The organism is Pseudonocardia yuanmonensis (genome assembly GCF_039542425.1).
In the GTDB taxonomy this organism is placed as follows: Bacteria; Actinomycetota; Actinomycetes; order Mycobacteriales; family Pseudonocardiaceae; genus Pseudonocardia; species Pseudonocardia yuanmonensis.
On sequence record NZ_BAABIC010000004.1, the window covers coordinates 292,725 to 316,075 of the forward strand.

Sequence of the window (23,351 nt, forward strand, 5' to 3'; positions counted from 1 at the left end):
CGGGCGGCGCGCGGCCCGCTTGGGCAGAGTGGGAGGGTGCCCACCCGCCGCGCGCTCACCCTCACCGCGACCTGCTCCGTCCTCCTGCTCGCGTTGGCGGCAGGGTTGATCTGGGCCGCGTTCACCGGAGTCGGGCCGGCGGACGAGGACCGCTCGGCCCTCGCAGGGGCGATGGACAGCCGGTCCGTCGGGGTCACCGCGATCCTGGTCGTGTTCACCAACCTCGGCAGCACCGCCGTGATGGCGCTGCTCGCCGTGGTCACGGGGGGCGTCCTGTTCGCCCGTGGCCGCCGGGCGGACGGCGTGTGGCTGATCGCCATGATGGCCGGTGCCAGTGTGGTGTTCACCCTGGTCAAGCGGATCCTCGACCGGCCCCGGCCGCCACTGCCGGTGCGCCTGGTCGAGGCCGGGAACGAGTCGTTGCCCTCCGGCCACGCCACGATGTCCATGGCCGTCGTCGGGGCGCTCGTCGTGCTGGCCTGGCCCCACCTGACCGGTCCGCTCCGGCTCGGCGCGCTGCTGGTCGCCGCGGGCTGGATCGGCGGGATCGGTTACACCCGCATCTACCTCGGGGTGCACTGGTTCAGCGACGTCGTGGCCGGCTGGGCCACGGGTGCGGCGTGGTTGGCGGTGTGCACCGGGGCGTTGTTGTGGTGGCGCGCCCGGCACCCCGAGCCGGCCGTGCCCGCCTGAGGCGGGGGCTACTGCTGCTCCTTCGTGCACCACCAGGTGCTGCGGCCGCCGACGGCCCCGTGCCGCATCTCCGCGCCGCAGCGCGGGCAGTGCCCGCCGGGGTGCCGGTGCTCGATGACCTCGCCGGTGTGCACCCCGCCGTTCGCGATCGCGGCCTTCAGCGCCTTCTCGAGGTTCCGGTACAGCCGGTCCAGCTCCGCGCGGTCCAGCTCGTCGGCAGGGACGGCAGGGTTGATCTTCGCCCGCCACAATGTCTCGTCGGCCAGCAGGTTCCCGACGCCCGCGATGACCGACTGGTCGAGCAGCCGCGCCTTGACCGCCGAGCGGCTCCGCGCGATCCGGGTGCGGAAGTCGGCGGCGGAGATCTCCTCGGCGTCCGGCCCCAGGCCCGAGAGGTCCGGCTCGAGGCGGATCCGCCCCAGCCGGCGCTTGTCGAACAGCCGGAACCGACCGCCGTCGACGAAGTTCACGGTGAAGCGGTCCCACTCGGGCTTGCGGGGCTGCCGGTCGGGCCGCTCCGGGCCGCCGCCGACCCGTTCGCCCTCGTCGTTCGTCACGATCACCCGGCCGCCCATGCCGAGGTGCACGCCGAGCGTCGGGCCCTCCTCGCCGTCGCGGTTCACGGTCTCGCACCACATCGTCTTGCCCCGCCGGTGCACCGCGGTCAGCCGTCCCCCGACCAGCGCCTCCGCGATCTCGCCGGGCGGGTGCGGACGGCAGACCCAGTCGTCGTTGTCGTCGACGCTCCGGATCTCGCGGTCCAGGGCGTGCTCGAGCACCTTCCGCGCGGTCTCCACCTCGGGCAGTTCCGGCACGCCGACCAGTCTGGAACAGCAGCGGCCGCGCCGCGCGTTGATCCGGCCGTGATGCGGGTGAGGGCGCCGGAGCTGCGCGGACGTCGATGGCTCAACACGGGCGGGCGGGCTCCGGACCTGCGCGGCAAGATCGTCCTGCTCGACTTCTGGACCTTCTGCTGCGTCAACTGCCTGCACGTGCTCGACGAGCTGCGCCCGCTGGAGGAGGAGTTCGCCGACGTCCTGGTGGTCGTCGGGGTGCACTCGCCGAAGTTCGCCCACGAGGGCGAGCCGGCGGCGGTGGAGGCGGCCGTCGAGCGGTACGGCGTGCACCACCCGGTGCTCGACGACCCGGACCTGGCCATGTGGGACGCCTACGCCGCGCGCGCCTGGCCGACGCTGGCGGTGGTGGACCCGGAGGGGTACGTCGTCGCGCAGATGGCGGGCGAGGGGCACGCGCACGGGCTGGCCGTGCTGATCCGCGAGCTGGTCGCCGAGCACACCACGAAGGGCACGCTCCGGCGGGGCGACGGGCCGTACGTCGCTCCCCCGCCGCCGTCGACCTCGCTGCGGTGCCCCGGGAAGGTCGTGGCGGTGCCCGGCGGGTTCCTGGTGTCGGACACCGCACACCACCAGCTCGTGCAGCTCGACCCGGAGTTCGCCGAGGTCCGGCGGTTCGGGACCGGGGCGCGCGGGTTCCGCGACGGGAGCGCGCCGGAGTTCTCCGAGCCCCAGGGCCTGGCCGTGCTGCCGGACGAGGTGGCCGCGCAGGTGGGGTACGACGTCGTCGTCGCCGACTCGGTGAACCACGCGCTGCGCGGGCTGCGGCTCGCCGACGGGGAGGTCACGACGGTGGCGGGCACCGGCTCGCCGCTGCGCGAGCGGGTGGAGCCGGGCGGGACGGCCGCGGAGCTGTCGACGCCCTGGGACGTGGCGTGGTGGCGGGACCGGATCGTGATCGCGATGGCCGGGTGGCACCAGCTGTGGTGCTTCTCGCCGGTCTCGCGCGAGCTCGCCGTGCTCGCCGGGACCACCGCGGAGGGGCTGCGGGACGGGCCGGTCACGGACGCCTTCTTCGCCCAGCCGTCCGGGCTGGCGGTCGCGGGCGACGTGCTGTGGATCGCCGACGCCGAGACCTCCGCCGTGCGGGCTCTCGACCTCGCCGCGACGCCGCAGGTCAGCACGGCAGTGGGCCTCGGGTTGTTCGACTTCGGGTTCCGCGACGGGCCGGCCCGGGAGGCACTGCTGCAGCACCCGCTGGGCGTCGACGTGCTGCCCGACGGGTCGGTCGCGGTGGCGGACACGTACAACGGTGCGGTGCGCCGGATCGCCGGCGGGCAGGTCACGACGCTGGCGCAGGGCCACGCCGAGCCCAGCGACGTGCTGGTCGACGGCGACACGCTGGTCGTCGTGGAATCGGCCGCGCACCGGCTGGTGCGGCTGCCGATCCCGGCCGGCGCCCTGGTCGACGCCGGTGCCCACACGGTCCGACGGCCGCGCACCGACCTCGCGGCCGGCCCCGTCGCGCTCACGATCGACTTCACCCCGCCCACCGGGCAGCACCTCGACACGCGCTTCGGCGACCCGACGGTGCTGACGGTGGCGGCGTCGCCCTCGTCGTTGCTGGTCGAGGGCGCTGGGACCGCGCCCGGGCTGGTGCGGTCGCTGCGGCTCGCGCCCGGGGAGGGCGTGCTGTCGGTGAGCGTCACGGCAGCGGCCTGCGACGAGGGCGACGCCGTCTTCGCCGCCTGCCACCGCTACCAGCAGGACTGGGGTGTGCCGGTGCGGGTGGTGGCGGAGGGGGAGGTCCCCGCCGAGCTCGTGCTCGACCTGCGGGCCGTCGACGGGGGCTGACGGGAGCCGGCGCCTCGGGCGCTGTGCTCACCGGGCCGCGGTCCAGGGTGTCTCCGGGACACATTTGCAATGCTTGCGGATGCGCGTGCTTGCGGTGCTCGCCGATCCGCGTGCCTGCAGTGCTCGCCGATCCGCGTGCCTGCAGTGCTCGCCGATCCGCGTGCCTTCGCTGCTCGCCGATCCGCGTGCCTGCAGTGCTCGCCGATCCGCGTGCCTGCAGTGCTCGCCGATCCGCGTGCCTTCGCTGCTCGCGGATGCGCGTGCTTGCGGTGCTCGCCGATCCGCGTGCCTGCAGTGCTCGCCGATCCGCGTGCAGCCTCGCCGGCCGGGAGTCGCCACCGCCGGCGGCGGCACGGTGATCGACGTTCGGATGCAGTGAGGGCCCGCGCCACCGCCCTCAGCGCACCAGAGCACCGATCACCTGTGACGCGATCAGCACCGGGCGCTGCTGGATGCGCCTTCGACAACGCCGGTGCTCGTCCGACGCCGGCTCTAGCCGGGCCGACACCGTCATTCGAGCTCGGCGACCGTCCAGGTGCCGTCGGCCGCCGGTGCGACGACCTGGAACTCGCCCGCGGGCAGGGTGCGGACGTGCTCGGCGAGCTGCTCCGCGGACAGCGACGTCGCCTCCACGACTGTGCGCGACCGCGGATCGGCACCGTCGAGGGCGACCGTGAGCTGCTGGTCCAGCGGGAGGTCCTCGGTCGAGCGCAGCACGACGAGCTGGGCGCCGCCCTCGTCGAGCAGCGCGGCGGTCCCCGGCTCGGGCGCCACGGGGACACCGGCCTCCTCGAGCCGCGCCGCCAACAACGGGAGCTCGCCGTCGGGCAGCGTCAGGGTGCCGACGCGTGGGGTCGCCGGGGCAGCCAGCGCTGCGGCCTCGTCGGACGGTGGAGCGGCCACGGCTCCGGCCGGTCCCGCCGGCGCAGCTGCGCCGGCCACCGCTGCTGCCGGGTCGGTGCCGGCCGCCTGACCCACCGGCGCCGCCAGGTCCCCGGGAGCCACCTGATCTTCCGAGGGCGCCAGATCCACCGGCGCCGCCTGCCCCACCGGCACCGCCAGATCCCTGGGGGCAACCAAATCCGCCGGGGCCGCCTGATCCCCCGGAACCGCCTGATCCCCCGGGGCCACGACCGGAGCCGACCCACCGATCGGCGGTACCGGAGCCGCCGCGGTTGCCGGAGCCGCAGGAGCAGCAGGGGCCGCCGGAGCTGCGGGTTCCGGCGCCGCTGCCCCACTCCCACCGGATGCGGGCAGCCGCCAGGTCGCCGCGGCGGGGCGCCAGGCCTGCCCCGCGGCGGCCGGACCGGTGGCCGGTGCCGCGGCGGGCTCGCCGTGCACCACCCCGGCCGACCCCGGGCCGGACGGCACACCCCCGTCCACCACGCTGAGCGGGCCGGCCGAGGCGGCCATCGCCGCGGCCGCCGTCACCGACTCAGGCGGCAGGCTCGCACTCGGCGCGATCGCGGCGGCGGGCGCCGGCGCGGCCGGGGCGTCGAAGGTCCGCGGCCACTCGTTCGGCGCGAAGCCCCGGGGCTCGGGCAGCACCTGAAGCATCCCGGTGGTGCGCGGACCGGGGGCCGCGGGCCGGGTGGCGCCGAGGTAGTCGTCGCCGCGCCAGCGGTAGTACGAGGTCTGCACCGGCTTGTCGAAGGTCGGGGCGTTCACCATGCGTCCGTCGCCGAGGTAGACGCCGACGTGGTGCACCGCCGACGGGGAGCCGTAGAAGACCAGGTCCCCGGGCTGCAACGGGGCGTCCGCGGGCACGTGCGGGCCGGCGACGTACTGCCGGTGCGCGGTGCGCGGCAGCGTGATCCCCGCGGCGCCGTAGGCGAAGACGGTGAGCCCCGAGCAGTCGAAGCCCTGGTCACCGGCGGACGGGCCGTCGCCGCCCCACTGGTACCGCACGCCCACCTGCGAGAGCGCGGCGTCGACGGCGACCTGCGCGCGGCCGTCCGGCAGCGCGGTCGTGAACTCCGCGGGCGCCGGGGCGACGGGATCGCCGCCGCCCGGCCCTGGCTCGGTGTTCTCGGGGAACACACCGGGGAAGCGCTCGGCGGCCGCGTCGGAGGTCAGGACGCCGGTGTGCCGGGCCGCCGACGGCACCGCACCCACGGCCACGACCATCAGCAACCCGAGCAGCACCCACACCCCGATCGCGAGCCGGCGCGGACGGTGCCGCCCGTCCACGCCGCGGTAGCGGACCGGCAGGGACCGTGTCACCCCCGGCTCCGGCGCGCGGTCGACCACGCCCGGCTCGGGCAGCGGGGCACGAGCGCCGGCGATCCGGTCGGCGATCCGGGTCGTCGCCTCCCGGCGGCAGTCCGTGACGACCCGGCTCACCAGCGCCGTGGCCAGCCGCGCCCCGGCGAGGCCGGCGGCCGCGCTCCGGGCCGCCTCCGCGCGCTCGGACCGGCTCTCCACGCCGGGACCGGGCTCGGCGGCCGCGACCGGAGCAGCCGGGCGCCGCCGCGCCTCCCGCCGCCGGGCCCGCTCGTCGGCCTCCGCGGTGACCCAGCGGTGGGAGGTTCCGCGCTGCTCCGGCACGACGATCGCGGGCCGGCGCGACCCGGCCCGATGCCGGCCCGACCGCCTCGTGACGGATCGTGACTCCGTAACCGGCATACGCTCGCGCAGCGCCATCGACTCTTCCCCCGACCGGTCGCCCCGACTGGACCGGCGAGAGCGTGGCGGACACACGCCGCATCCGCCATCACACGGACGGGCGGGATCTGCGGCCCGCGTGGTCGTCAGGCCCGCAACCAGGCCAGGACCGCCATCACCCGCCGATGGTCGTCACCCGACGGCGCGAGCCCCAGCTTGGTGAAGATCGACGAGATGTGCTTCTCGACCGCGCCCTGGGTGATCACGAGGTCGCGGCCGATGGCCGTGTTGGTGCGCCCCTCGGCCATCAGCCCGAGCACCTCTCGCTCACGGGGAGTGAGCGACTCGACCGGGTCGCGCCGACGCCGGTGGGTCAGCAGCGCGGACACCACCTCCGGGTCGAGCACGGTCCCGCCGGCCACCACCCGCTCCAGCGCGTCCGACAGCTCGGCGAGCCGGGACACCCGGTCCTTGAGCAGGTAGCCCACACCCCCGCCGGCGGCCAGCAGGTCCGCCGCGTAGGACTCCTCGACGTACTGGGACAGCACCAGGATCGCCGTGTCCGGCCACTCCCGGCGGATCTCCAGCGCCGCCCGCAGCCCCTCGTCGGTGAAGGTCGGCGGCATCCGCACGTCGACGACCGCCACCTCCGGCCGGTGCTCCTTCACCGCGGTGACCAGCGCGTCCCCGTCCCCGACGGCGGCCACCATCTCGGCCCCCGCCTCGTCGAGCAGCCGCACGAGGCCCTCGCGCAGCAGCAGCGAGTCCTCGGCCAGCACCACCCTCACGCGTCCTCCAACCCGGCCAGCGGGATCCACGCCGTGATCACCGTCGGCCCGCCCTCGGGGCTCGCGACCTCCAGCCGCCCCTCCACCGCCGACAGTCTCTCGGACAGCCCCGACAATCCGTGGCCCTTGGCCGGATGGGCGCCGCCGACGCCGTCGTCCGTCACCCGGACGACGAGGTCGGCGCGCCGGGGCCGGACGTCGACGGTGGCGTGGGTCGCCCCCGAGTGCTTCGCGACGTTGGTGAGCGCCTCGGTGACCACGAAGTACGCGGTGTTCTCCACGGCCGCCGCCGGCCGCTCCCCCGCCGGCAGCTCCACCTCGACGCTCACCGGCACGGTCGACCGCGCCGCCGCGGCGGCCAGCGCCGCGACGAGCCCGCGGTCGGCCAGGACCGGTGGGGCGATGCCCCGGGACAACGCCCGCAGCTCGGCCAGCGCCTCCCGGGTCTGGGTGAGGGCCTCGGCGATCAGCGGCCGGGCACGGTCGGGGTCGTCGTCGAGCCGGCGGTCGGCCGCCTCGAGGTCCATCGTCAGCCGGACGAGCCGCTGCTGGGGGCCGTCGTGGATGTCCCGCTCGAGCCGGCGCAGGGTGGCGGCCTCGGCGGCCACAGCGGCCCGCCGCCCCGCGGCCAGCTGCACGGCGCGGGCACGCAGCGCGGCGGTCCGGTTGGTGAGCAGGCCGCGCGCGAGACCCGCGCGCACGGCGACGAGCGCCCGGACCACCCAGGGCGTCGTGGCCAGCAGGACCAGACCGACCAGGGTCGTGAAGGCGACGTCCAGCGCCCGGGACGCGACCCCGGTGATCACGTCGATCAGCCCGGTCCGCTCGCCGCGCGGCAGGGACCACTCCCACAGCACGTACAGCGAGGCGCCGAGGCCGGTGACCACCCAGGCGACCCCGATCACGAAGCAGGCCAGCCGCACCGGGAGGCCGACGACCGCGTGCAGCAGGTCCCGCCAGCACTGCGGGTCGGCGAGCCGCCCGAGCATGCCGATCACGCCGCGCCCGCGCCGGGGACGGTAGTGGTGCGGCGGCAGCGCCCGGCCGGTGGCGGCCTCGGTGGCCCGCCGCTCGACGTCGGCCAGCCGCCGGGACAGCACGAACGTGCCGGCCAGCACCGGTAGCCCCACCCACACGACGACCGTGCCGATCCCGGCCGCGAATCCCGCGACCGCCACGACGAACGCCAGCACGCCCAACGGCAGGCCCGTGACCAGGTACCGCAGCCCCCGCCGGACCGCCCCGACCGCCGGCCCGGGCGTGACGACCGCCGCCGGGACCCCCTCCTCGCTCATGCCCCCACCCAAGCCCACGCGCGCACCGGTCCCCACCCGGCACGCTCCCCGGACCACGGTAGGGCCAGCCCCACCTCCCGCCGACCGGGTTCCGGGCGGGGCGGTCAGCGGGGCGCCGGCCGCTCCCCCCGGACGAGCCGGCCGGGCAGCGCCCCGGTCTCCTCGCCGTCGGTGTAGGTCTCCTGACCGGCGACCACGGTGTGCCGGTACCCCTCGACCCGCTGCAGCAGCCGCCGCCCCCCGGCCGGCAGGTCCGCCCGCATCTCGGGCCGGCGCAGCCGCATCCCGGCGACGTCGATCACGGTGAGGTCCGCGCGGTACCCGGGCTCGAGCACGCCCCGGTCGTGCAGCCCCACCGCCCGCGCGGTGTCGCGCGCCTGCTGCTGCACCACGTAGGCGAGGTCGAGCTTCTCCCCCGCCCGGTCCCGGGTCCAGTGCTGCACGAGCGTGGTCGGGAAGCTCCCGTCGCAGATCGTGCCGACGTGCGCGCCGCCGTCGGACAGCCCGGGCAGCGTGTGCGGGTGGCGGAGCATCTCGTACACGTCGTCGAGGTTGCCGTGGGCGTAGTTCGCCCCGACCAGGTAGAGCATGCCGCCCCCGGCCACGATGTCGTAGGCCAGCTCGACCGGCTCGCGGCCCTCGCGCGCGGCCCGGTTCGCGATCGACTCCGAGGTCGGCGGCTCGTAGTTCGGCGGGTCGGTGAGCTCGTACATGAGCTCGAACTTGTGGATGAGCATGCCGCCGAGCCGGCTGCGGTTCCGTTCGCCGGTCTGCGCGGCGAGGATCTCCGCCCGCAGGCCGGGCTCCTGCATGCGCGCGGCCTGCTCGCCGGGCGTGAGGTCGGCCAGCCGCTGCCACACCGGGTTGGTCATGAACGGGTTGAGCGTGTTCTCCAGGCCGAGGATCAGCCCGACGGGCCGGGCGGCGACCTGCGCGCGGATCTCCAGCCCGTCCGCCCACGCCCGCTCCGTCATCGCCAGGATCGCGCGGTGCCTGTCGGGGTCCTGCGGGAACTGCAGCAGCGAGAAGGACAGCGGGCGGCCCGACGCGGCCACCATCTCGCGCAGCAGCGCGAACTCCTGCTCGGGCTCCGGGAAGTCGCTGACCAGCTGCAACACCCCGGTGCCGGTCGCGCCGACCGCCTCGGCGATCGCGACGAGCTCGGCGGCGCCCAGGCCGTAGGAGGGGGTCAGCTCGCCGTCGATGCTCTTGTGGTTGAGCGTGCGCGAGGTGGAGAAGCCCAGCGCCCCCGCCCGGACGGCCTCGGCCGCGAGCTTCGCCATCAGCGCGACCTCGTCCGGCGTGGCCTCCTCGTGCGCCGCGGCCCGTTCGCCCATCGCGTGCACGCGCAGGGCGGCGTGCGGGACCTGGGTGGCGAGGTCGACGTCGTAGGGGCGGGCCTCGAGCACGTCGAGGTACTCCGGGAAGGTCAGCCAGGTCCAGGGAAGGCCCTCGTGCAGGGCGATCCCCGGGATGTCCTCGACGCCCTCCATCAGGTCGATCAGCCGGTCGCGGTGCTCGGGCCGGGCGGGCGCGAAGCCGACCCCGCAGTTGCCCGCGACCACCGTGGTGACCCCGTGCCAGGACGACGGCTGGAGCCTCGACTCCCAGGTCGCCTGACCGTCGTAGTGGGTGTGGATGTCGACGAACCCGGGGGCGACGACCGCGCCGTCGGCGTCGATCTCGCGGCGGCCGGTCCCGGAGATCCGGCCCACCTCCGCGATCCGGTCGCCGACGACGCCGACGTCCGCCGTGCGCGCCGGTCCCCCGTTCCCGTCGAGCACGGATCCACCCCGGACCACCAGGTCGAACTCGGTCATCCCCCACCCCTGTCGTCGCGGTCGGTCCCTCCTGGATAGCCCACGCCGCACCCGCAGCGGAAGTCATGCAGCTGCATCATCACCGACCGGAGCAACGGCTGGGGACGACTCCCGCGGGCCCCGGGAACTGTCGGTGGCGGCGGGCATGCTGCGGCCATGACCACTCCAGCGGTTCCCCAGCAGACCTTCACGATCCGTCCCCGCGGCCCGTTCTCCCTGGCCGAGGCCGGTGCCTTCGGCCACGGCGCCGAGCCGGCCGGGGACTGGCCGGGCGGCGGCGCGTTCGCCGACGGCGTGCTCCGGCTCGCCCTGTGCCGGGACGATCTGCGCGGCCAGGTCGGTGTCGCCGTGAGACAGGACGGGGCGGGTGTCCACGGCACCGTCAGCGGGCTCGATCCCGGGGAGGCCGTGGAGCCGGTGCGGGACCAGGTGGCCCGGATGCTCTCGCTCGACGGCGACGGCGCGGCGTTCGCCGAGGTCGGCGAGCGGGACCCGCTGGTCGGTCGCATCCAGGCGGCCGCCCCGGGCCTGCGCCCGGTGCTGTTCGCCTCGCCCTACGAGGCGGCGCTCTGGTGCGTGATCACCCAGCGCTGGGGGCGCAGGCAGGCGCTGGCGGCGCGCGAGCGGCTGTCCCGCGAGTTCGGCCGGGTCGTCGAGGTCGCGGGGGTCGCGCTCGCGGCGGTGCCCACCCCCGAGCAGCTGCTGGCCGCGGAGCGGCTGCCGGGCCTGCCCGAGCTGAAGCAGGAGCGGCTGCGTGCGGTGGCCCGGGCGGCCGTGGACGGCCTGCTGGACCCCGTGGCGACCCGGGAGGGCGACCCGGCGGAGGTGCGGGCGCGGCTGCGCACCGTGAACGGGATCGGCGAGTTCGCCGCCGGGCTCGTGCACCTGCGTGCCTCGGGCGTGCAGGACGCGCTGGTCGACGGCGAGCCGCGGCTGGCCGCCCTGGTCGGCGCGGGCTACGGGCTCGGCGCCCCCGCCACCGCGGAGGACCTGGCTCGGATCGCCGAGCCCTGGCGTCCCTTCCGCACCTGGACCGCGGTGCTGATCCGGGCCGCGGGTCGGCGCCTGCCCGAGCTGGCGGTGGTGCCGGAGCCGGTGCCGGCGGCCAGGGTGCCCCGCGCCCGGCCATCGCGGTCCGAGCCGCTGGCGTTGATCGGGTGAGGGCTGGGCGGCCCCCGGTGCAGGCCGGAGGAGCTTCGGGCCGGGCACGGTACCGGCCGGGCGTGCCGGACATCACTCCCGGTGGCGGGCGGTCCACGGAGCGTCGCTACCCTCGGCGGATGCGCGTCCGTTCCGTCCGGTTCCCGCTGCGCCCCCTTCTCGCCCTCGCGCTCGTCGGCGCCGTGGCCGTGCTTACCGGCTGCGGAGGGACAGCGGAGCCGTCGGCGGGACCGGCCGGGACGCCGTCGGCGGCACCGGCCACGGCTCCGCCGTCCGGTCGGGCCGCCCCGTCAGCCGGTGTCGCGGCGGGCGAACCGAGTCCGTCGGGCGCGGGTGGTTCGCTGCCGCGCGCCTGCGATCTCGTCCCGCAGGCGGAGATCGCGCGGGCCAGCGGGCTGGTGTTCGCGAACCCGGCGGCCACGGACGGCACCACCCGGAGCGTCTGCGCCTACTCCGCCACCCCGGCGGCCCCGGGGCTGACGGTGGGTGTCGAGGCGGGCCCGCGGTTCGACGCCAAGGCGGCCGCCTCGCGCAGTTCGGTGGGTGTGTCGGGTGTCGACGTGCCCGGCCTCGGTGACCAGGCGCTGTTCTTCTACAGCGACCGGGACTTCCCCGAGGGCCTGGGCGGCCTGCTGGTGCGCCGTGGCGCGGCCACGATCGACGTCTCGCTGCAGGGCTCGGGCACCGAGCAGCAGACCCGGGACACCGCGACGGCGATCGCCCGGGTGGCGCTCGACAACCTCTGAGAGCTGCGAGCTCCCCCGAGAGCCGCGGGAACCTCGGGGCCGCGGTGCCCCGAGGGCTTGCGACGACCCCCGAGCGCTGCGACGACCAGTGAGCGCTGCGACGACCCCGAGGGCTTGCGACGACTCTCGGAGGCGTCCGCCGAAGCCGCGGCCGCGTCACGGGCGCCGCGGGCTCACCCGCTTCTCCTGGAGGAAGTCGAGCACGGTGCGGGTGAAGACGTCGTTGTCGTCGCCCGCGACCATGTGGCCGGTGGCGGAGACGTCGACGTGGACCGAGCCGGGGATGAGCTCGAGCAGCTCGCGCACCCCGTCCTCGCTCACGATGTCCGACTGCGCGCCGCGGACCAGCAGCGTCGGCACGGCGACGCGGGCAGCGGCCGCCGCGGCGCGCTCGTGCGTGGTCGAGCGGCGGGGTTCGTCACCGACCCGGAGGAAGGCGGGGTCCCAGTGCCAGTACCAGCGCCCGTTCTCCCGGAGCCGGACGTTCTTGCGCAGGCCCTCCGGGTTCGGCGGGCGCTTGCGGTGCGGGTTGTAGGCGCGGACGGCCTCGGCCACCTCGTCGAGCGAGGCGAAGCCGTCCGGGTTCGCACCCATGAACGCCATGATCCGCGCGACGCCGTCGGCCTCGACCCTGGGCACGATGTCGACGAGCACGAGGGCGCGCGCCAGCCCGCCGTGCTCGCCCTCGGCGACCAGCGCGGTCATCCCGCCCATGGAGGCCCCGACCAGCAGCGCGGGCTCCCCCACCTGCTCGATCACGGCGAGCAGATCCGCGTCCAGCGCGTCCGTGCCGTAGTCGCCGTCGGGCGCCCAGTCGCTGTCGCCGTGCCCGCGGGCGTCGAGCGCGACCGCGTCCCAGCCGGCGTCGGCCAGGGCCGCCGCGGTCCGGAACCAGGAGTGCCGGGTCTGGCCGCCGCCGTGCAGCAGGAGCGCGGGTCCCCGCCGCTCGCCCACCGGGGCCCAGCGGTCCCCCACCAGCTTGCCGGCGGCGCCGTCGAACACGACCCGCACCCCGGCCGGTACCCTGCGCCTGCGCGGCGTCGAGTCGTTCGCTTCGGACATGTACCGCACCCTAGGCGCTGCCCTCCCCGCGGTCCGCCGAGCGTGTCCGACCCGGCACCCGCACCACCCGCGATCCCGATCACGCAGCTCCCGACCACGCTGGCCCGCGGCCCGGCCGAAGGCCAGGGTGGGGGCATGAGCGAGAGCCCTGCGTCCGGGAGCCCTGTCCCGGGGAGCACCGTGCCCGGCGACGTCTGGCGCGAGGTCGACCACTACCTGGAGGCCGCCCTCATGCCCGAGGATCCCGTCCTCGCGGCGGCGCTCGAGCGCAACGCCGAGGCCGGGCTGCCGCCGATCGACGTCTCCCCCGTCCAGGGCCGCTTCCTGCACCTGCTCGCCCGGATCGCGGGCGCCCACCGGATCCTCGAGATCGGCACGCTCGGCGGCTACTCCACGATCCAGCTCGCCCGCGCCCTCCCGGCCGACGGCACGCTCGTGACCTGCGAGTACTCACCGGAACACGCCGCCGTCGCCCAGGCCAACCTCGAGCACGCCGGCCTCGCCGACCGGGTCGAGATTTGGGTCGGGGCGGCGCTGGACACGCTGCCGACCCTCGAGGGCCCCTTCGACCTGGTGTTCGTCGACGCCGACAAGCAGAACAACGCCGCCTATCTCGACCACGCGATCCGGCTCGGCCGGCCCGGCACCGTGATCGTCGTCGACAACGTGGTCCGCGGCGGTCGGATCGTCACGGGTGGGGACGCGCAGGTCGAGGGCACGCGCCGGATGTTCGAGGCCCTGGAGGGCGACGGCCGGGTGGAGGCCACCGCCCTGCAGACCGTCGGCGCCAAGGGGTACGACGGGTTCGTCCTGGCGCGGGTGCGCTGAGCGGAGCGGACATCCGGCGCTGAGCGGAGCGAACATGGGCGCTGAGCGGAGCGTGCGGAGCGACCCTCGGGGCTGAGCTACCGTCGGGTAGCGATGGAGAGAGGAGCAGCGGTGGACGCCGACGACCTGAGACACGTACTGGAGTCGGTGCGGGACTTCATCCGCACCGAGGTCGTGCCGCTCGAGGAGCAGATCGACGAGCAGGACGTGATCCCCGAGCGGATCGTCACGCAGTGCAAGGAGATGGGCCTCTACGGCTTCACCATCCCGGAGGAGTACGGCGGGCTGGGGCTCTCCGCGTTCGAGGAGGTGCAGCTGGCCATGGAGCTGGGCTGGACGACCCCGGCGCTGCGCTCGCTGTTCGGCACGAACAACGGCATCGCCGGGCACGTGTTGCTGGACGGTGCCACCGAGGAGCAGAAGAAGACCTGGCTGCCCCGGCTCGCGTCCGGCGAGGTCACGGCCTCGTTCGGGCTCACCGAGGCCGACGCCGGCTCGGACCCGTCCGCGCTGGCCACCACGGCGAAGCGGGACGGCGACGGCTGGGTGATCAACGGCTCGAAGCGGTACATCACCAACTCCCCGGTCGCCGACGTGATCATGGTCTTCGCCCGGACCAACCCGGAGGCCAAGGGCAACCGGGGGATCTCGACCTTCCTGGTGCCGAAGGGCACGCCCGGGCTCTCGATCGGGCCGAAGGACAAGAAGATGGGCCAGTCCGGCGCGTGGACCGCGGACGTCCACCTCGACGACGTCCGCGTCCCGGCCGACGCCGTGGTCGGCGGCGAGGAAGGGGTCGACCAGGGCTTCCGGATCGCCGCGAAGTGCCTGGCGCACGGCCGGCTGCACATCGCCGCGGTCTGCGCGGGGATGGCGGCCCGGCTGGTCCACGAGACCACGGAGTTCGCGAAGACCCGCGAGCAGGGCGGCGCGCCGATCGCCCGCTTCCAGCTGATCCAGGGCCTCGTGGCCGACTCGGTGACCGACTACCACGCCGGCCGCGCTCTGGTCCTGGAGACGGCCCGGGCGTTCGACGCGGGCACGGACAAGATCGCCGGGCCGGCCGCGGCGAAGTACTTCTGCTCGGAGATGGTGGGCCGCGTGGCCGACCGTGCGGTGCAGGTGCACGGCGGCGCCGGCTACATGCGCGGGGTCGCGGTGGAGCGGTTCTACCGGGACGTCCGGCTCTTCCGGATCTACGAGGGCACCAGCCAGATCCAGCAGGTCATCATCGCCCGGGACGCGCTGGGCTCGGCGGCGCGCGGCTGACAGCCGACGTCCCCGGGAACGCCGACGGCGCCGGAGCCCCGAGGGGTCCGGCGCCGTCGGCGTCGATCAGGAGAGCAGCGCGATCAGTGGTCCGCGGGGCGGATGTGGTACTCGAAGACGAGGCCCCCGACGGCGATCAGCAGCATCACGCCGGCGATCACGATCAGCCACCAGAAGAAGAACGCCAGGCCGACGCCGACCAGCGCGGCGCAGGCGGCCACGGCGATCGGCCAGTAGCTGCCCGGCGAGAAGAAGCCGACCTCGCCGGCGCCGTCGGAGACCTCGGCCTCCGGGTTGTCCTCGGGCCGCTCCTCGAGCCGTCGGGACACGAACCGGAAGTACGTGCCGATGATCAGCGACAGGCCGCCGGTCAGGAACAGCGCGGCGATGCCGACGGCCTCGTGCGTCAGGATCGTGTAGACGATCGCGGCGACGAAGAAGAAGGCGGTGCAGATCTCGAAGATCCGGGATTCGACCTTCATCGCTGGTCCTCCCTCACTTCCCGGCCGCGACGGGCTGGGCGTCGGCCTGGGCGATCTGCCCGCGGTCGGTGAACGGACGGGTCGTGATCGCCTCCGGGGCGCACCACTGGCCGCAGTTCAGCGCGGTCAGCGCCTCCTGGGCGGAGTTCGGCACCCCGGTCGCCGGGTTGTTCTCCTTGCGCAGCGCGAGGTACCGGTCGTACAGGTCCGGGCTGAGCGCGCGGACCTCGAAGTTCATCGACGCGTGGTAGGTGCCGCAGAGCTCGGCGCAGCGGCCGACGAACGCGCCCTGCTGGTCGATCCGGTCGATCACGAAGGTGTTGTCCGTGTCGTTCTTCTCCGGGATCGGGAAGACGTCCCGCTTGAAGAGGAACTCCGGCACGAAGAAGCTGTGGATCACGTCGTTGGACGCGATGGTGAACTCGATCGAGCGGTCCGTCGGCAGGACGAGGATCGGGATGGTGTTCGAGGTCCCGATGGTCTCGACCGGCTGGCCGTTCGCCGCGATCTGGCCCGGGTAGCGGAAGGCCCAGTTCCACTGGAAGCCCGTGACGTCGACCCGCACGTCCGTCGGCTTGTCCTTGTCGACGTACTGCTGCACTGCCACGGTGAAGCCGAAGAGCACCGCCACGATGATCGTCGGGATCACCGTGAAGACGATCTCGACCGGCAGGTTGTACTGGGTCTGGCGCGGGACGGACTCGTCGTCGCCCTTCTTCTTGCGGTGGAAGGCCACCGCCCAGAACATCGCGCCCCAGGTGATGACGCCCACGATCAGCGCCGCGATGGCCGCCCAGGTCCACAGGTGGCGCATCTGCTCGGCCTCGGGCGTGACGCCCACCGGCCACCCGAAGCGGATGACCTCCTCGACCGAGCACCCTGCCAGCAGCGGAATCGTCAGCAGCCCGAGACCGGCGAGCTTCGCCGCCCGGACGTACCCGGTGCGGCCACGCACGGTCGTGCCGCCGCGCTCCGATCGGCTCACTGCCCGCCGCCTTCCCCTCGTCCGCGTGGTGCTCCCACCACACCTTGCCTCGTTCCGACCAGCGCAAACCCTTCACGGAGCGGCCGGTCGGGTCGGCGGCCCGCGCACCGGGACGGGGGCGGACCTTCGACCACGCGTAGAGACTAGCCGAGCAGATCGGCCCCACGCGCCCCCGGGGGTTCGCGCGGTGGTGCGTGACCCGTCCGGGGGTCCCCGGTCCGGGACCGCCATACTTGCTCATCGTGTGCGGACTGCTGGGACTGCTGACCGCCGGCGCTGACGCGGCCGACCGGACCGAGGCCATCGCCGGCGCCCTGAGGTGCGCTCGGCACCGCGGGCCGGACGAGAGCGGCACCTGGAACGACGACGACGTGGTGCTGGGCTTCAACCGCCTCTCCATCATCGACGTGGCGGGCTCGCACCAGCCGCTGCACTGGCCGCCGCCGCCGGCCGAGGACGCCGGGCGGTACACGATCGTCTTCAACGGCGAGATCTACAACTACCTCGAGCTGCGCGAGGAGCTCGCCGGCCTGGGCGCGGAGTTCGCCACCGAGGGCGACACCGAGGCGATCGCCGCGGCCTACCACCAGTGGGGCGCCGAGGCCGTCACCCGGCTGCGCGGGATGTTCGCCTTCGCGATCTGGGACGCCCGGGAGCGGCAGCTGTTCGTCGCGCGCGACCCGTTCGGCATCAAGCCGCTGTTCCTCGCGTCCGGGCCGACCGGCGTCGCGTTCGCCAGCGAGAAGAAGAGCCTGCTGGAGCTGGCCCCCGAGCTGGGCATCGCGGGTTCGGACGAGCTGGACCCGGCCGCGCTGCAGCACTACCTGATCCTGCAGTACGTCCCCGAGCCCGAGACGCTGCACCGCGCCATCGGGCGCGTCGAGTCCGGCACCTACGTGACGGTGAAGGCCGGGCAGCAGCCCGTGCAGCACCGCTACTTCCACCCGCAGTTCGTGTCGCTGCCCTCGCACGCCCCGGCCAGCGCCGAGGCCGAGGCGATCGTGCACGGCGAGATCACCGAGGTGCTGCGGGACTCGGTGGCCAAGCACATGCGCGCGGACGTGACGGTCGGCGCGTTCCTCTCCGGCGGCATCGACTCCACGGCCATCGCGGCGCTGGCCAAGGAGCACAACCCGGACCTCATCACCTTCACCACGGGCTTCGAGCGCGAGGGTTACTCCGAGGTCGACGTCGCGGCCGAGTCCGCGGCGGCGATCGGCGTGCGGCACGTCGTCCGGACCGTCAAGCCGGACGAGATGATGGAGGCCCTGCCGCTCATCGTCTGGTACCTCGACGACCCGGTGGCCGACCCCGCGCTGGTCCCGCTGTGGTTCATCGCCCGCGAGGCCCGCCAGCACGTCAAGGTGGTGCTGTCCGGCGAGGGCGCGGACGAGCTGTTCGGCGGCTACACGATCTACCGCGAGCCGCTGTCGCTCGCGCCGTTCGAGAAGGTGCCGGGCACGCTGCGGCCGCTGCTCGGGCGGGCCTCGCGCCGGCTGCCGGAGGGCATGCGGGGCAAGGACCTGCTGCGCCGGGGCTCGCTGCGGCTCGAGGAGCGCTACTACGGCAACGCCCGGATCTTCCGGGACGACCAGCTGCACGAGATCCTGCGCCAGTACGACCCGCGGGTCTCGCACACGGACGTCACCGCCCCGCACTACGCCGCGTCCGAGAAGTGGGACCCGGTGGCACGGATGCAGCACGTCGACCTGTTCACCTGGCTGCGCGGCGACATCCTGGTCAAGGCCGACAAGATGACCATGGCCAACTCGCTGGAGCTGCGGGTGCCGTTCCTCGACCCGGAGGTGTTCCGGGTCGCCTCGGCACTGCCGCTGGCCCAGAAGATCACCGGCGGCGCGAGCGGCACCACGAAGTACGCGCTGCGCGGGGCGCTGGCCCAGATCGTGCCGTCTCACGTACTGAACCGGCGCAAGCTCGGCTTCCCGGTGCCGATCCGGCACTGGCTGCGGGACGAGATGTACAGCTGGGCGCGGGACATCATCCGCGACTCCGGGGCCGGCCACCTGGTCGACCTGCCCGCGGTCCGGGCGATGCTCGACGCGCACCGCGAGGGCCCGGTCGACCACAGCCGCCGGATCTGGACGCTGCTGGTCTTCCTGATCTGGTACGGCATCTTCGTCGAGCGCCGGATCACCCCCGAGGTCCCGGAACCCGCCTACCCCGTCACCCTGTAGTCCCCCGACCCGCGCTGTCGGCTTCCGCGAGTCGCGCCCTGGGCTCCCGCGAGTCGGGGTCTGAGCTTCCGCGAGTCGCGCTGTGAGCTCCCACGAGTCGGGGTCTGAGCTTCCGCGAGTCGGGGTCTGAGCTTCGGCGAGTCGGGGTCTGAGCTTCGACGAGTTGTGCTGTGGGCTCCCGCGAGTCACACCCTGAGCTTCCGCAAGCCGCGCCCGGCTGCTTCGGGATCGAGCGGCGGGCCGCCGGCGGACCCGCTCATCCGGCCCGCCCCGGCGCGGTGATCCGCGGCCCGCAGCGCCGACCCGTCCCGCCGCCGTGGCAGCGGGTGCCCGGCGGCAACTTCGAGGTCCAGCCCGTCGAGCAGCGCGGCGGTGACCGCGACGAGGTCCGCGCCGACTCGGTGCCCCGCAAGTGCCGACGAGCGCTGCCCGAACTCCCGACTCGCGGAGGCCCAGAGCGCGACTCGCCGAAGCCCACAGCGCGACTCGCAGAAGCCCACAGCGCGACTCGCGGAGACTCCGAGCGCGAGTCGCGCGGTCAGGCGGGGAGGGCGGGGGCGATCTCGGCGGCGGCGTCGGGACCGTAGGCCTGCTGCAGGCGGTCGAGGGCGCTCCCCCGGTCCCACCGCCACTCCTGCGGCCCGTCCGTCTCCAGCACCAGCACCGCGACGAGCGAGCCGAGCTGGGCGGAGCGCTCGAGCGACAGACCCTGGGACGTGCCGGCGAGGAAACCGGCACGGAAGGCGTCGCCGACACCGGTGGGGTCGACCTTCGCGGTCTCGGGCACCACGCCGACCTCGAGCGCGACCCCGTCACGCCCGACGATCTGCACGCCCTTCTCGCCGAGGGTCGTGATCCGGGTGCCGACCCGCTCGCCGACCTGCTCGGGCGTCCAGCCGGTCTTCTTGAGCAGGAGCTCCCACTCGTAGTCGTTCGTCAGCAGGTACCGCGCGCCCTCGACGAGCCTGCGGATCTCCGGGCCGTCCATCCGCGCGAGCTGCTGCGACGGGTCCGCGGCGAAGTCGTAGCCGCGCTGCCGGCACTCGTCGGTGTGCCGGAGCATCGCCTCGGGGTCGTTGGCGCCGACCAGCACCAGGTCCACCCCGCCGACCCGCTCCGCGACGGGCTGCAGCTCGATCAGCCGGGCCCGGGCCATGGCGCCGGCGTAGAACGACGCGATCTGGCGCATGTCGTCGTCCGTGGTGCAGACGAACCGGGCCGTGTGGACGTCGTCGAACACGTGCACGCCGCTGGTGTCGACGCCGTGCCGCTGCAGCCAGGAGCGGTAGTCGGCGAAGTCCGCGCCCACCGCCCCGACCAGCACCGGGGCCCGCCCGAGCACGCCCAGCGCGTAGGCGATGTTGCCGGCGACGCCGCCGCGCTTGATGGTCAGCTCGTCGACCAGGAACGACAGCGAGATCCGGTCGAGCTGGTCGGCCACGAGCTGGTCCGCGAACCTCCCCGGGAAGTGCATGAGGTGGTCCGTGGCGATGGATCCGGTGACGGCGATGCGCACGTCGGATCACCTTACGTCAGACATGACGAAACCCCCGGGTGGGAGACGTGATCTCCCACCCGGGGGCCCGGGACGCCGAGACTCAGTTGAAGGAGTCGCCGCAGGCGCAGGAGCCGCCCGCGTTCGGGTTGTCGATCGTGAAGCCCTGCTTCTCGATCGTGTCGACGAAGTCGATGACCGCGCCCTGCAGGTACGGCGCGCTCATGCGGTCCACGCCGACCTTGAGGCCGTGGAACTCGCGGAACAGATCGCCGTCGAGCGAGCGGTCGTCGAAGAAGAGCTGGTACCGCAGGCCTGCGCAGCCACCGGGCTGCACGGCGATACGCAGGTGCATGTCGTCGCGGCCCTCCTGCTCGAGCAGGGAGCGCGCCTTGAGGGCGGCGTTGTCGGTCAGCTCGACACCGTGGGTCTCCTCGACGGTGCCGGCCTCGACGGTGTTCTCGACGGTCATGAACTCTCCCAACAGCGCACGTGGCGGAACTGTTCCCGGTGTCCCCGGAAGTCGTACCGCGACCCATAGTAGGCCTTGCCGCCGACACCCTCCGGGGCCTGCGCGATTCCGCCGCCCACCGACCGGGTGATACCGGTCACCGGCTCGCCGGCGACCCGCCCCACCTGTGCGCGACGTGCTCGGCGAGGGCCGCCAGCGTGCCCGCCGGATCGGCCATGGACGCCTCGACCCCGCCCGCGTGCTCGGAGGCCGAGTAGGCGGCGTCGACGCCGGCCGCGGCCGCCTCCCGGCGCCCGACGCTCACCTGCCCGGCCAGCACCACGCACGGCACGCCCCGCTCGGCCGCCGCCCCGGCCACCGCCGTGATCAGCTTGCCGCGCAGCGACTGCCAGTCGAAGCTGCCCTCGCCGGTGATCGCGAGACCGCCCTCGGCGGCGACGGCGTCGAGCGCCTCGTCCAGCCCCAGCAGCCGGCGGACCAGCCCCGCCCCGGACTCCCGGCGCGCCCCGAGCGCGAGCAGCGCGGCGCCGAGCCCACCCGCGGCGCCGGCCGCCGGCTCGTCCCGCACGTCCCGGCCCGTCGCCCCGGCGAGCACCCCGGCCCACGCCGCCAGCGCGGCATCGAGGGCGGCCACCGTCGCCTCGTCCGCGCCCTTCTGCGGACCGAAGACCGCCGCGGCGCCGTGCGGGCCCAGCAGCGGGTTGTCGACGTCCGCGGCCGCGACCAGCGTCATCCCGACGTCCGGGGTGCCGGACAGCCGCACGCACCGCGCCAGGTCCGCCCCGCCCGGCGGCAGCTCCGCGCCCGACGCGTCGAGCGGGGCGGCCCCCAGGGCGGCGAGCATCCCGGAGCCCCCGTCCGTGGTCGCCGACCCGCCGAGCCCGATGACGGCCTCGGTGCAGCCCGCGGCCCGGGCCGCGCGCAGCAGCTCGCCCACCCCGCGCGTCGTGACGCGGCCCGCCACCTCGGGCGTCCGCCGCTCGCGGGGCACGTGGTGCAACCCGCAGGCCGCGGCCGACTCGATGTACGCGGTCGTGCCGACCTGCAGCCACGGCGCCGTCACCGGGTCCCCGAACGGGCCCGTGACCTGCGGTTCGTGCAGGGTCCCGCCCAGCCGCTCCTGCAGGACGTCGACGAAGCCGGTGCCGCCGTCCGCCAGCGGGAGGCGGTCGATCCGGGCGTCGGGCACGGCGCGCGACCAGCCTTCCGCGATGGCGCCGGCCGCGGCCCGCGCGCTCAGTGTTCCGCCGAAGGAGTCGGGAGCGACGACCACACGCACACCGCGCACGCTATCGCCCGTACCCTGTGGACCCGTGAGGTTCCTGCGCCGCTCCGACGATTCCCCGGCCACGTCCGTCGACACGGACGACGCCGAGGGCACGCAGGAGAGGAAGCCACTCGATCCGCGCTGGACCCAGGGCAAGGGCCGGCCCACGCCGAAGCGGCGGGACGCCGAGAGCAAGCGCCGCGGCCCCGCCCCGCCCCCGCCGCGGACCCAGCGCGAGGCCGCCCGCCTGGCGAAGGCCAACCGCCCGAGCAAGGACGAGCGCCGCGCCCAGGCCGCCGAGCGCCGCGCCCGGATGGATGCGGGCGACGACCGCGTGCTCCTCCCCCGGGACCGCGGCCCGGTCAAGGCCTACATCCGGGACGTCGTGGACTCCCGCCCGCACCTCATGGGCCTGTTCATGCCGCTCGCGGTGGTGGTGCTGATCTCGGTGCTGCTGCCGATCCCGTCCGTGCAGCAGTACCTGAGCCTGTTCAGCCTGGTCGTGCTGTTCGTGATGGTGGTCGAGGGCGTCACGCTCGGGATGCGCGTCACGCGGCAGGCGCGGGCCAAGTTCCCGGACGAGCACATCAGCGGGCTCGGCACCGGGTGGTACGCCTTCACCCGCGCCAGCCAGATCCGCAAGCTGCGGGTGCCCAAGCCGCGGGTCAAGCGCGGGGCGCAGGTCTGAGGATCCTGGTCCTGGGCGGCACCCGGTCGGGCAAGTCGGGGTACGCCGAGGCGCTGCTGCCCGCCGACGCGCCGGTCCGCTACGCGGCCACCGCCCGCCGCCTGCCGGACGACCTCGAGTGGGAGGCCCGGATCGCCCGGCACGCCGCGCGCCGCCCCGCCTGCTGGACCACGGTCGAGGACCCCGACCTCGTCGCCGAGCTGACCCGGGGCGGGCCGCTGCTGGTCGACGACCTCGCCACCTGGCTCACCGGCGTGCTCGACGACTGCGAGGCCTGGGAGGCGCCCACCACCCCGCCCGGGGTCGAGGACGCCGTCGCCACGCTGGTCGAGGCCGTGCGGCGGGCTCCCGGCGACGCGCCCTGCGTGCTGGTGTCCGCCGAGGTCGGGCTGGGCGTGGTCCCGGCGACCCGGGCCGGGCGCCTGTTCCGGGACGAGCTCGGCGCGCTCAACGCCGCCCTCGCCGAGGTGTGCGACGAGGTGGTGCTGCTGGTGGCGGGCCTCCCCCTCCACCTGAAGACGCCGGGAGCTGACGACGGCCGGGTCTGACGACGGCGGCCGGGCCCGACGATGCTCGCCATGATCGTCGTCCGGGACCGCTCCGCGCCGTGGACGGCCACGGACGGTCCGGTACGACGATCACGGCGATGGGACAGCGCCGGGGCCCTGTGCCACCGAAGATCGTTGCTTGCGACCGCTCCCCCGCCATATTTGGCGCTTTCCGCCCACACGAAGCGATCATGGACGGGGAGGCGGGTCATGATCGCCGATCCGGACCGTCCGGCGACGATCCTGACGCTTCGACAGCCGCAGGCGACGATCATGCGCCGGAGCCCCGCCCTGCGGCCGTGATC

General features: G+C 74.8%; 20 protein-coding genes. 9 read left to right on the forward strand and 11 right to left on the reverse strand.

Annotation, left to right across the window (positions count from 1 at the left end; translation table 11 throughout):
• Nucleotides 1–36 precede the first annotated feature (36 nt).
• On the forward strand, nt 37–693 hold the full coding sequence (locus ABD990_RS07955; protein WP_345379400.1) for a phosphatase PAP2 family protein: 657 nt from the start codon (nt 37–39) through the stop codon (nt 691–693).
• 8 nt (nt 694–701) lie between these two features.
• Here the strand turns inward: ABD990_RS07955 and ABD990_RS07960 are convergent, their stop codons facing one another.
• On the reverse strand, nt 702–1,508 hold the full coding sequence (locus tag ABD990_RS07960) for an Fpg/Nei family DNA glycosylase (protein ID WP_345379402.1): 807 nt from the start codon (nt 1,506–1,508) through the stop codon (nt 702–704).
• A gap of 51 nt (nt 1,509–1,559) precedes the next feature.
• Here ABD990_RS07960 and ABD990_RS07965 point away from each other — a divergent pair, with 51 nt between their 5' ends.
• Nucleotides 1,560–3,341, forward strand: coding sequence for an NHL domain-containing thioredoxin family protein (locus ABD990_RS07965; protein ID WP_345379553.1), 1,782 nt, complete (start codon nt 1,560–1,562; stop codon nt 3,339–3,341).
• Between the two features lie 510 nt (nt 3,342–3,851).
• Here ABD990_RS07965 and ABD990_RS07970 read toward each other — a convergent pair.
• The 4 genes from ABD990_RS07970 to ABD990_RS07985 form a co-directional block, all read right to left on the reverse strand.
• A complete protein-coding gene (locus ABD990_RS07970; protein WP_345379404.1) occupies nt 3,852–5,888 on the reverse strand; it encodes a C40 family peptidase in 2,037 nt (678 codons plus the stop codon).
• Nucleotides 5,889–6,091: 203 nt separating this feature from the next.
• Nucleotides 6,092–6,733, reverse strand: coding sequence for a response regulator (locus tag ABD990_RS07975; protein ID WP_345379405.1), 642 nt, complete (start codon nt 6,731–6,733; stop codon nt 6,092–6,094).
• A complete protein-coding gene (locus tag ABD990_RS07980; protein ID WP_345379406.1) occupies nt 6,730–8,028 on the reverse strand; it encodes a sensor histidine kinase in 1,299 nt (432 codons plus the stop codon). Before ABD990_RS07980 ends, ABD990_RS07975 begins: the two co-directional genes overlap by 4 nt.
• A gap of 104 nt (nt 8,029–8,132) precedes the next feature.
• The gene (locus ABD990_RS07985) at nt 8,133–9,848 is read right to left on the reverse strand and encodes an N-acyl-D-amino-acid deacylase family protein (RefSeq protein ID WP_345379408.1); all 1,716 of its coding nucleotides are present in this window, start codon (nt 9,846–9,848) and stop codon (nt 8,133–8,135) included.
• A 156-nt stretch (nt 9,849–10,004) separates the two neighbouring features.
• Between ABD990_RS07985 and ABD990_RS07990 the strand changes: the two genes are divergently transcribed.
• Nucleotides 10,005–11,009: a DNA-3-methyladenine glycosylase 2 gene (locus tag ABD990_RS07990; RefSeq protein WP_345379409.1), complete on the forward strand. Its 1,005-nt coding sequence runs from the start codon at nt 10,005–10,007 to the stop codon at nt 11,007–11,009.
• Nucleotides 11,010–11,128: 119 nt separating this feature from the next.
• Nucleotides 11,129–11,755, forward strand: a complete 627-nt coding sequence (locus tag ABD990_RS07995; RefSeq protein ID WP_345379410.1) for a hypothetical protein — start codon at nt 11,129–11,131, stop codon at nt 11,753–11,755.
• 156 nt (nt 11,756–11,911) lie between these two features.
• Here ABD990_RS07995 and ABD990_RS08000 read toward each other — a convergent pair whose 3' ends face one another.
• Nucleotides 11,912–12,817, reverse strand: a complete 906-nt coding sequence (locus ABD990_RS08000) for an alpha/beta fold hydrolase (RefSeq protein WP_345379411.1) — start codon at nt 12,815–12,817, stop codon at nt 11,912–11,914.
• A 135-nt stretch (nt 12,818–12,952) separates the two neighbouring features.
• On the opposite strand from ABD990_RS08000, the gene ABD990_RS08005 reads away from it, so the two are divergent.
• Entirely contained in the window at nt 12,953–13,645 is a 693-nt protein-coding gene (locus ABD990_RS08005; RefSeq protein ID WP_345379412.1) for an O-methyltransferase, read from the forward strand.
• Nucleotides 13,646–13,756: 111 nt separating this feature from the next.
• A complete protein-coding gene (locus ABD990_RS08010; protein WP_345379413.1) occupies nt 13,757–14,914 on the forward strand; it encodes an acyl-CoA dehydrogenase family protein in 1,158 nt (385 codons plus the stop codon).
• Nucleotides 14,915–14,997: 83 nt separating this feature from the next.
• On the opposite strand, the gene ABD990_RS08015 is transcribed toward ABD990_RS08010, so the two are convergent.
• Entirely contained in the window at nt 14,998–15,396 is a 399-nt protein-coding gene (locus ABD990_RS08015) for a cytochrome c oxidase subunit 4 (protein ID WP_345379414.1), read from the reverse strand.
• 13 nt (nt 15,397–15,409) lie between these two features.
• Nucleotides 15,410–16,381, reverse strand: coding sequence for an aa3-type cytochrome oxidase subunit II (gene ctaC / locus ABD990_RS08020; protein ID WP_425569537.1), 972 nt, complete (start codon nt 16,379–16,381; stop codon nt 15,410–15,412).
• A 242-nt stretch (nt 16,382–16,623) separates the two neighbouring features.
• Here ctaC and asnB point away from each other — a divergent pair, with 242 nt between their 5' ends.
• Nucleotides 16,624–18,576: an asparagine synthase (glutamine-hydrolyzing) gene (gene asnB, locus ABD990_RS08025; protein ID WP_345379415.1), complete on the forward strand. Its 1,953-nt coding sequence runs from the start codon at nt 16,624–16,626 to the stop codon at nt 18,574–18,576.
• 538 nt (nt 18,577–19,114) lie between these two features.
• On the opposite strand, the gene ABD990_RS08030 is transcribed toward asnB, so the two are convergent.
• From ABD990_RS08030 to ABD990_RS08040, 3 genes are all read right to left on the reverse strand, one after another.
• Nucleotides 19,115–20,050 carry a carbohydrate kinase family protein gene (locus tag ABD990_RS08030; protein WP_345379556.1) on the reverse strand — a complete coding sequence of 312 codons (936 nt, stop codon included), beginning with the start codon at nt 20,048–20,050 and terminating at the stop codon, nt 19,115–19,117.
• 124 nt (nt 20,051–20,174) lie between these two features.
• A complete protein-coding gene (locus tag ABD990_RS08035; RefSeq protein ID WP_345379417.1) occupies nt 20,175–20,543 on the reverse strand; it encodes a HesB/IscA family protein in 369 nt (122 codons plus the stop codon).
• A gap of 136 nt (nt 20,544–20,679) precedes the next feature.
• Nucleotides 20,680–21,822 carry a glycerate kinase family protein gene (locus ABD990_RS08040; RefSeq protein WP_345379418.1) on the reverse strand — a complete coding sequence of 381 codons (1,143 nt, stop codon included), beginning with the start codon at nt 21,820–21,822 and terminating at the stop codon, nt 20,680–20,682.
• Between the two features lie 34 nt (nt 21,823–21,856).
• Here ABD990_RS08040 and ABD990_RS08045 point away from each other — a divergent pair, with 34 nt between their 5' ends.
• Together ABD990_RS08045 and ABD990_RS08050 are read left to right on the forward strand one after the other, a co-directional pair.
• Complete coding sequence (locus tag ABD990_RS08045; protein WP_345379419.1) at nt 21,857–22,498, forward strand: DUF3043 domain-containing protein; 642 nt, start codon at nt 21,857–21,859, stop codon at nt 22,496–22,498.
• A complete protein-coding gene (locus ABD990_RS08050; RefSeq protein ID WP_345379420.1) occupies nt 22,417–23,046 on the forward strand; it encodes a bifunctional adenosylcobinamide kinase/adenosylcobinamide-phosphate guanylyltransferase in 630 nt (209 codons plus the stop codon). Before ABD990_RS08045 ends, ABD990_RS08050 begins: the two co-directional genes overlap by 82 nt.
• Nucleotides 23,047–23,351 lie beyond the last annotated feature (305 nt).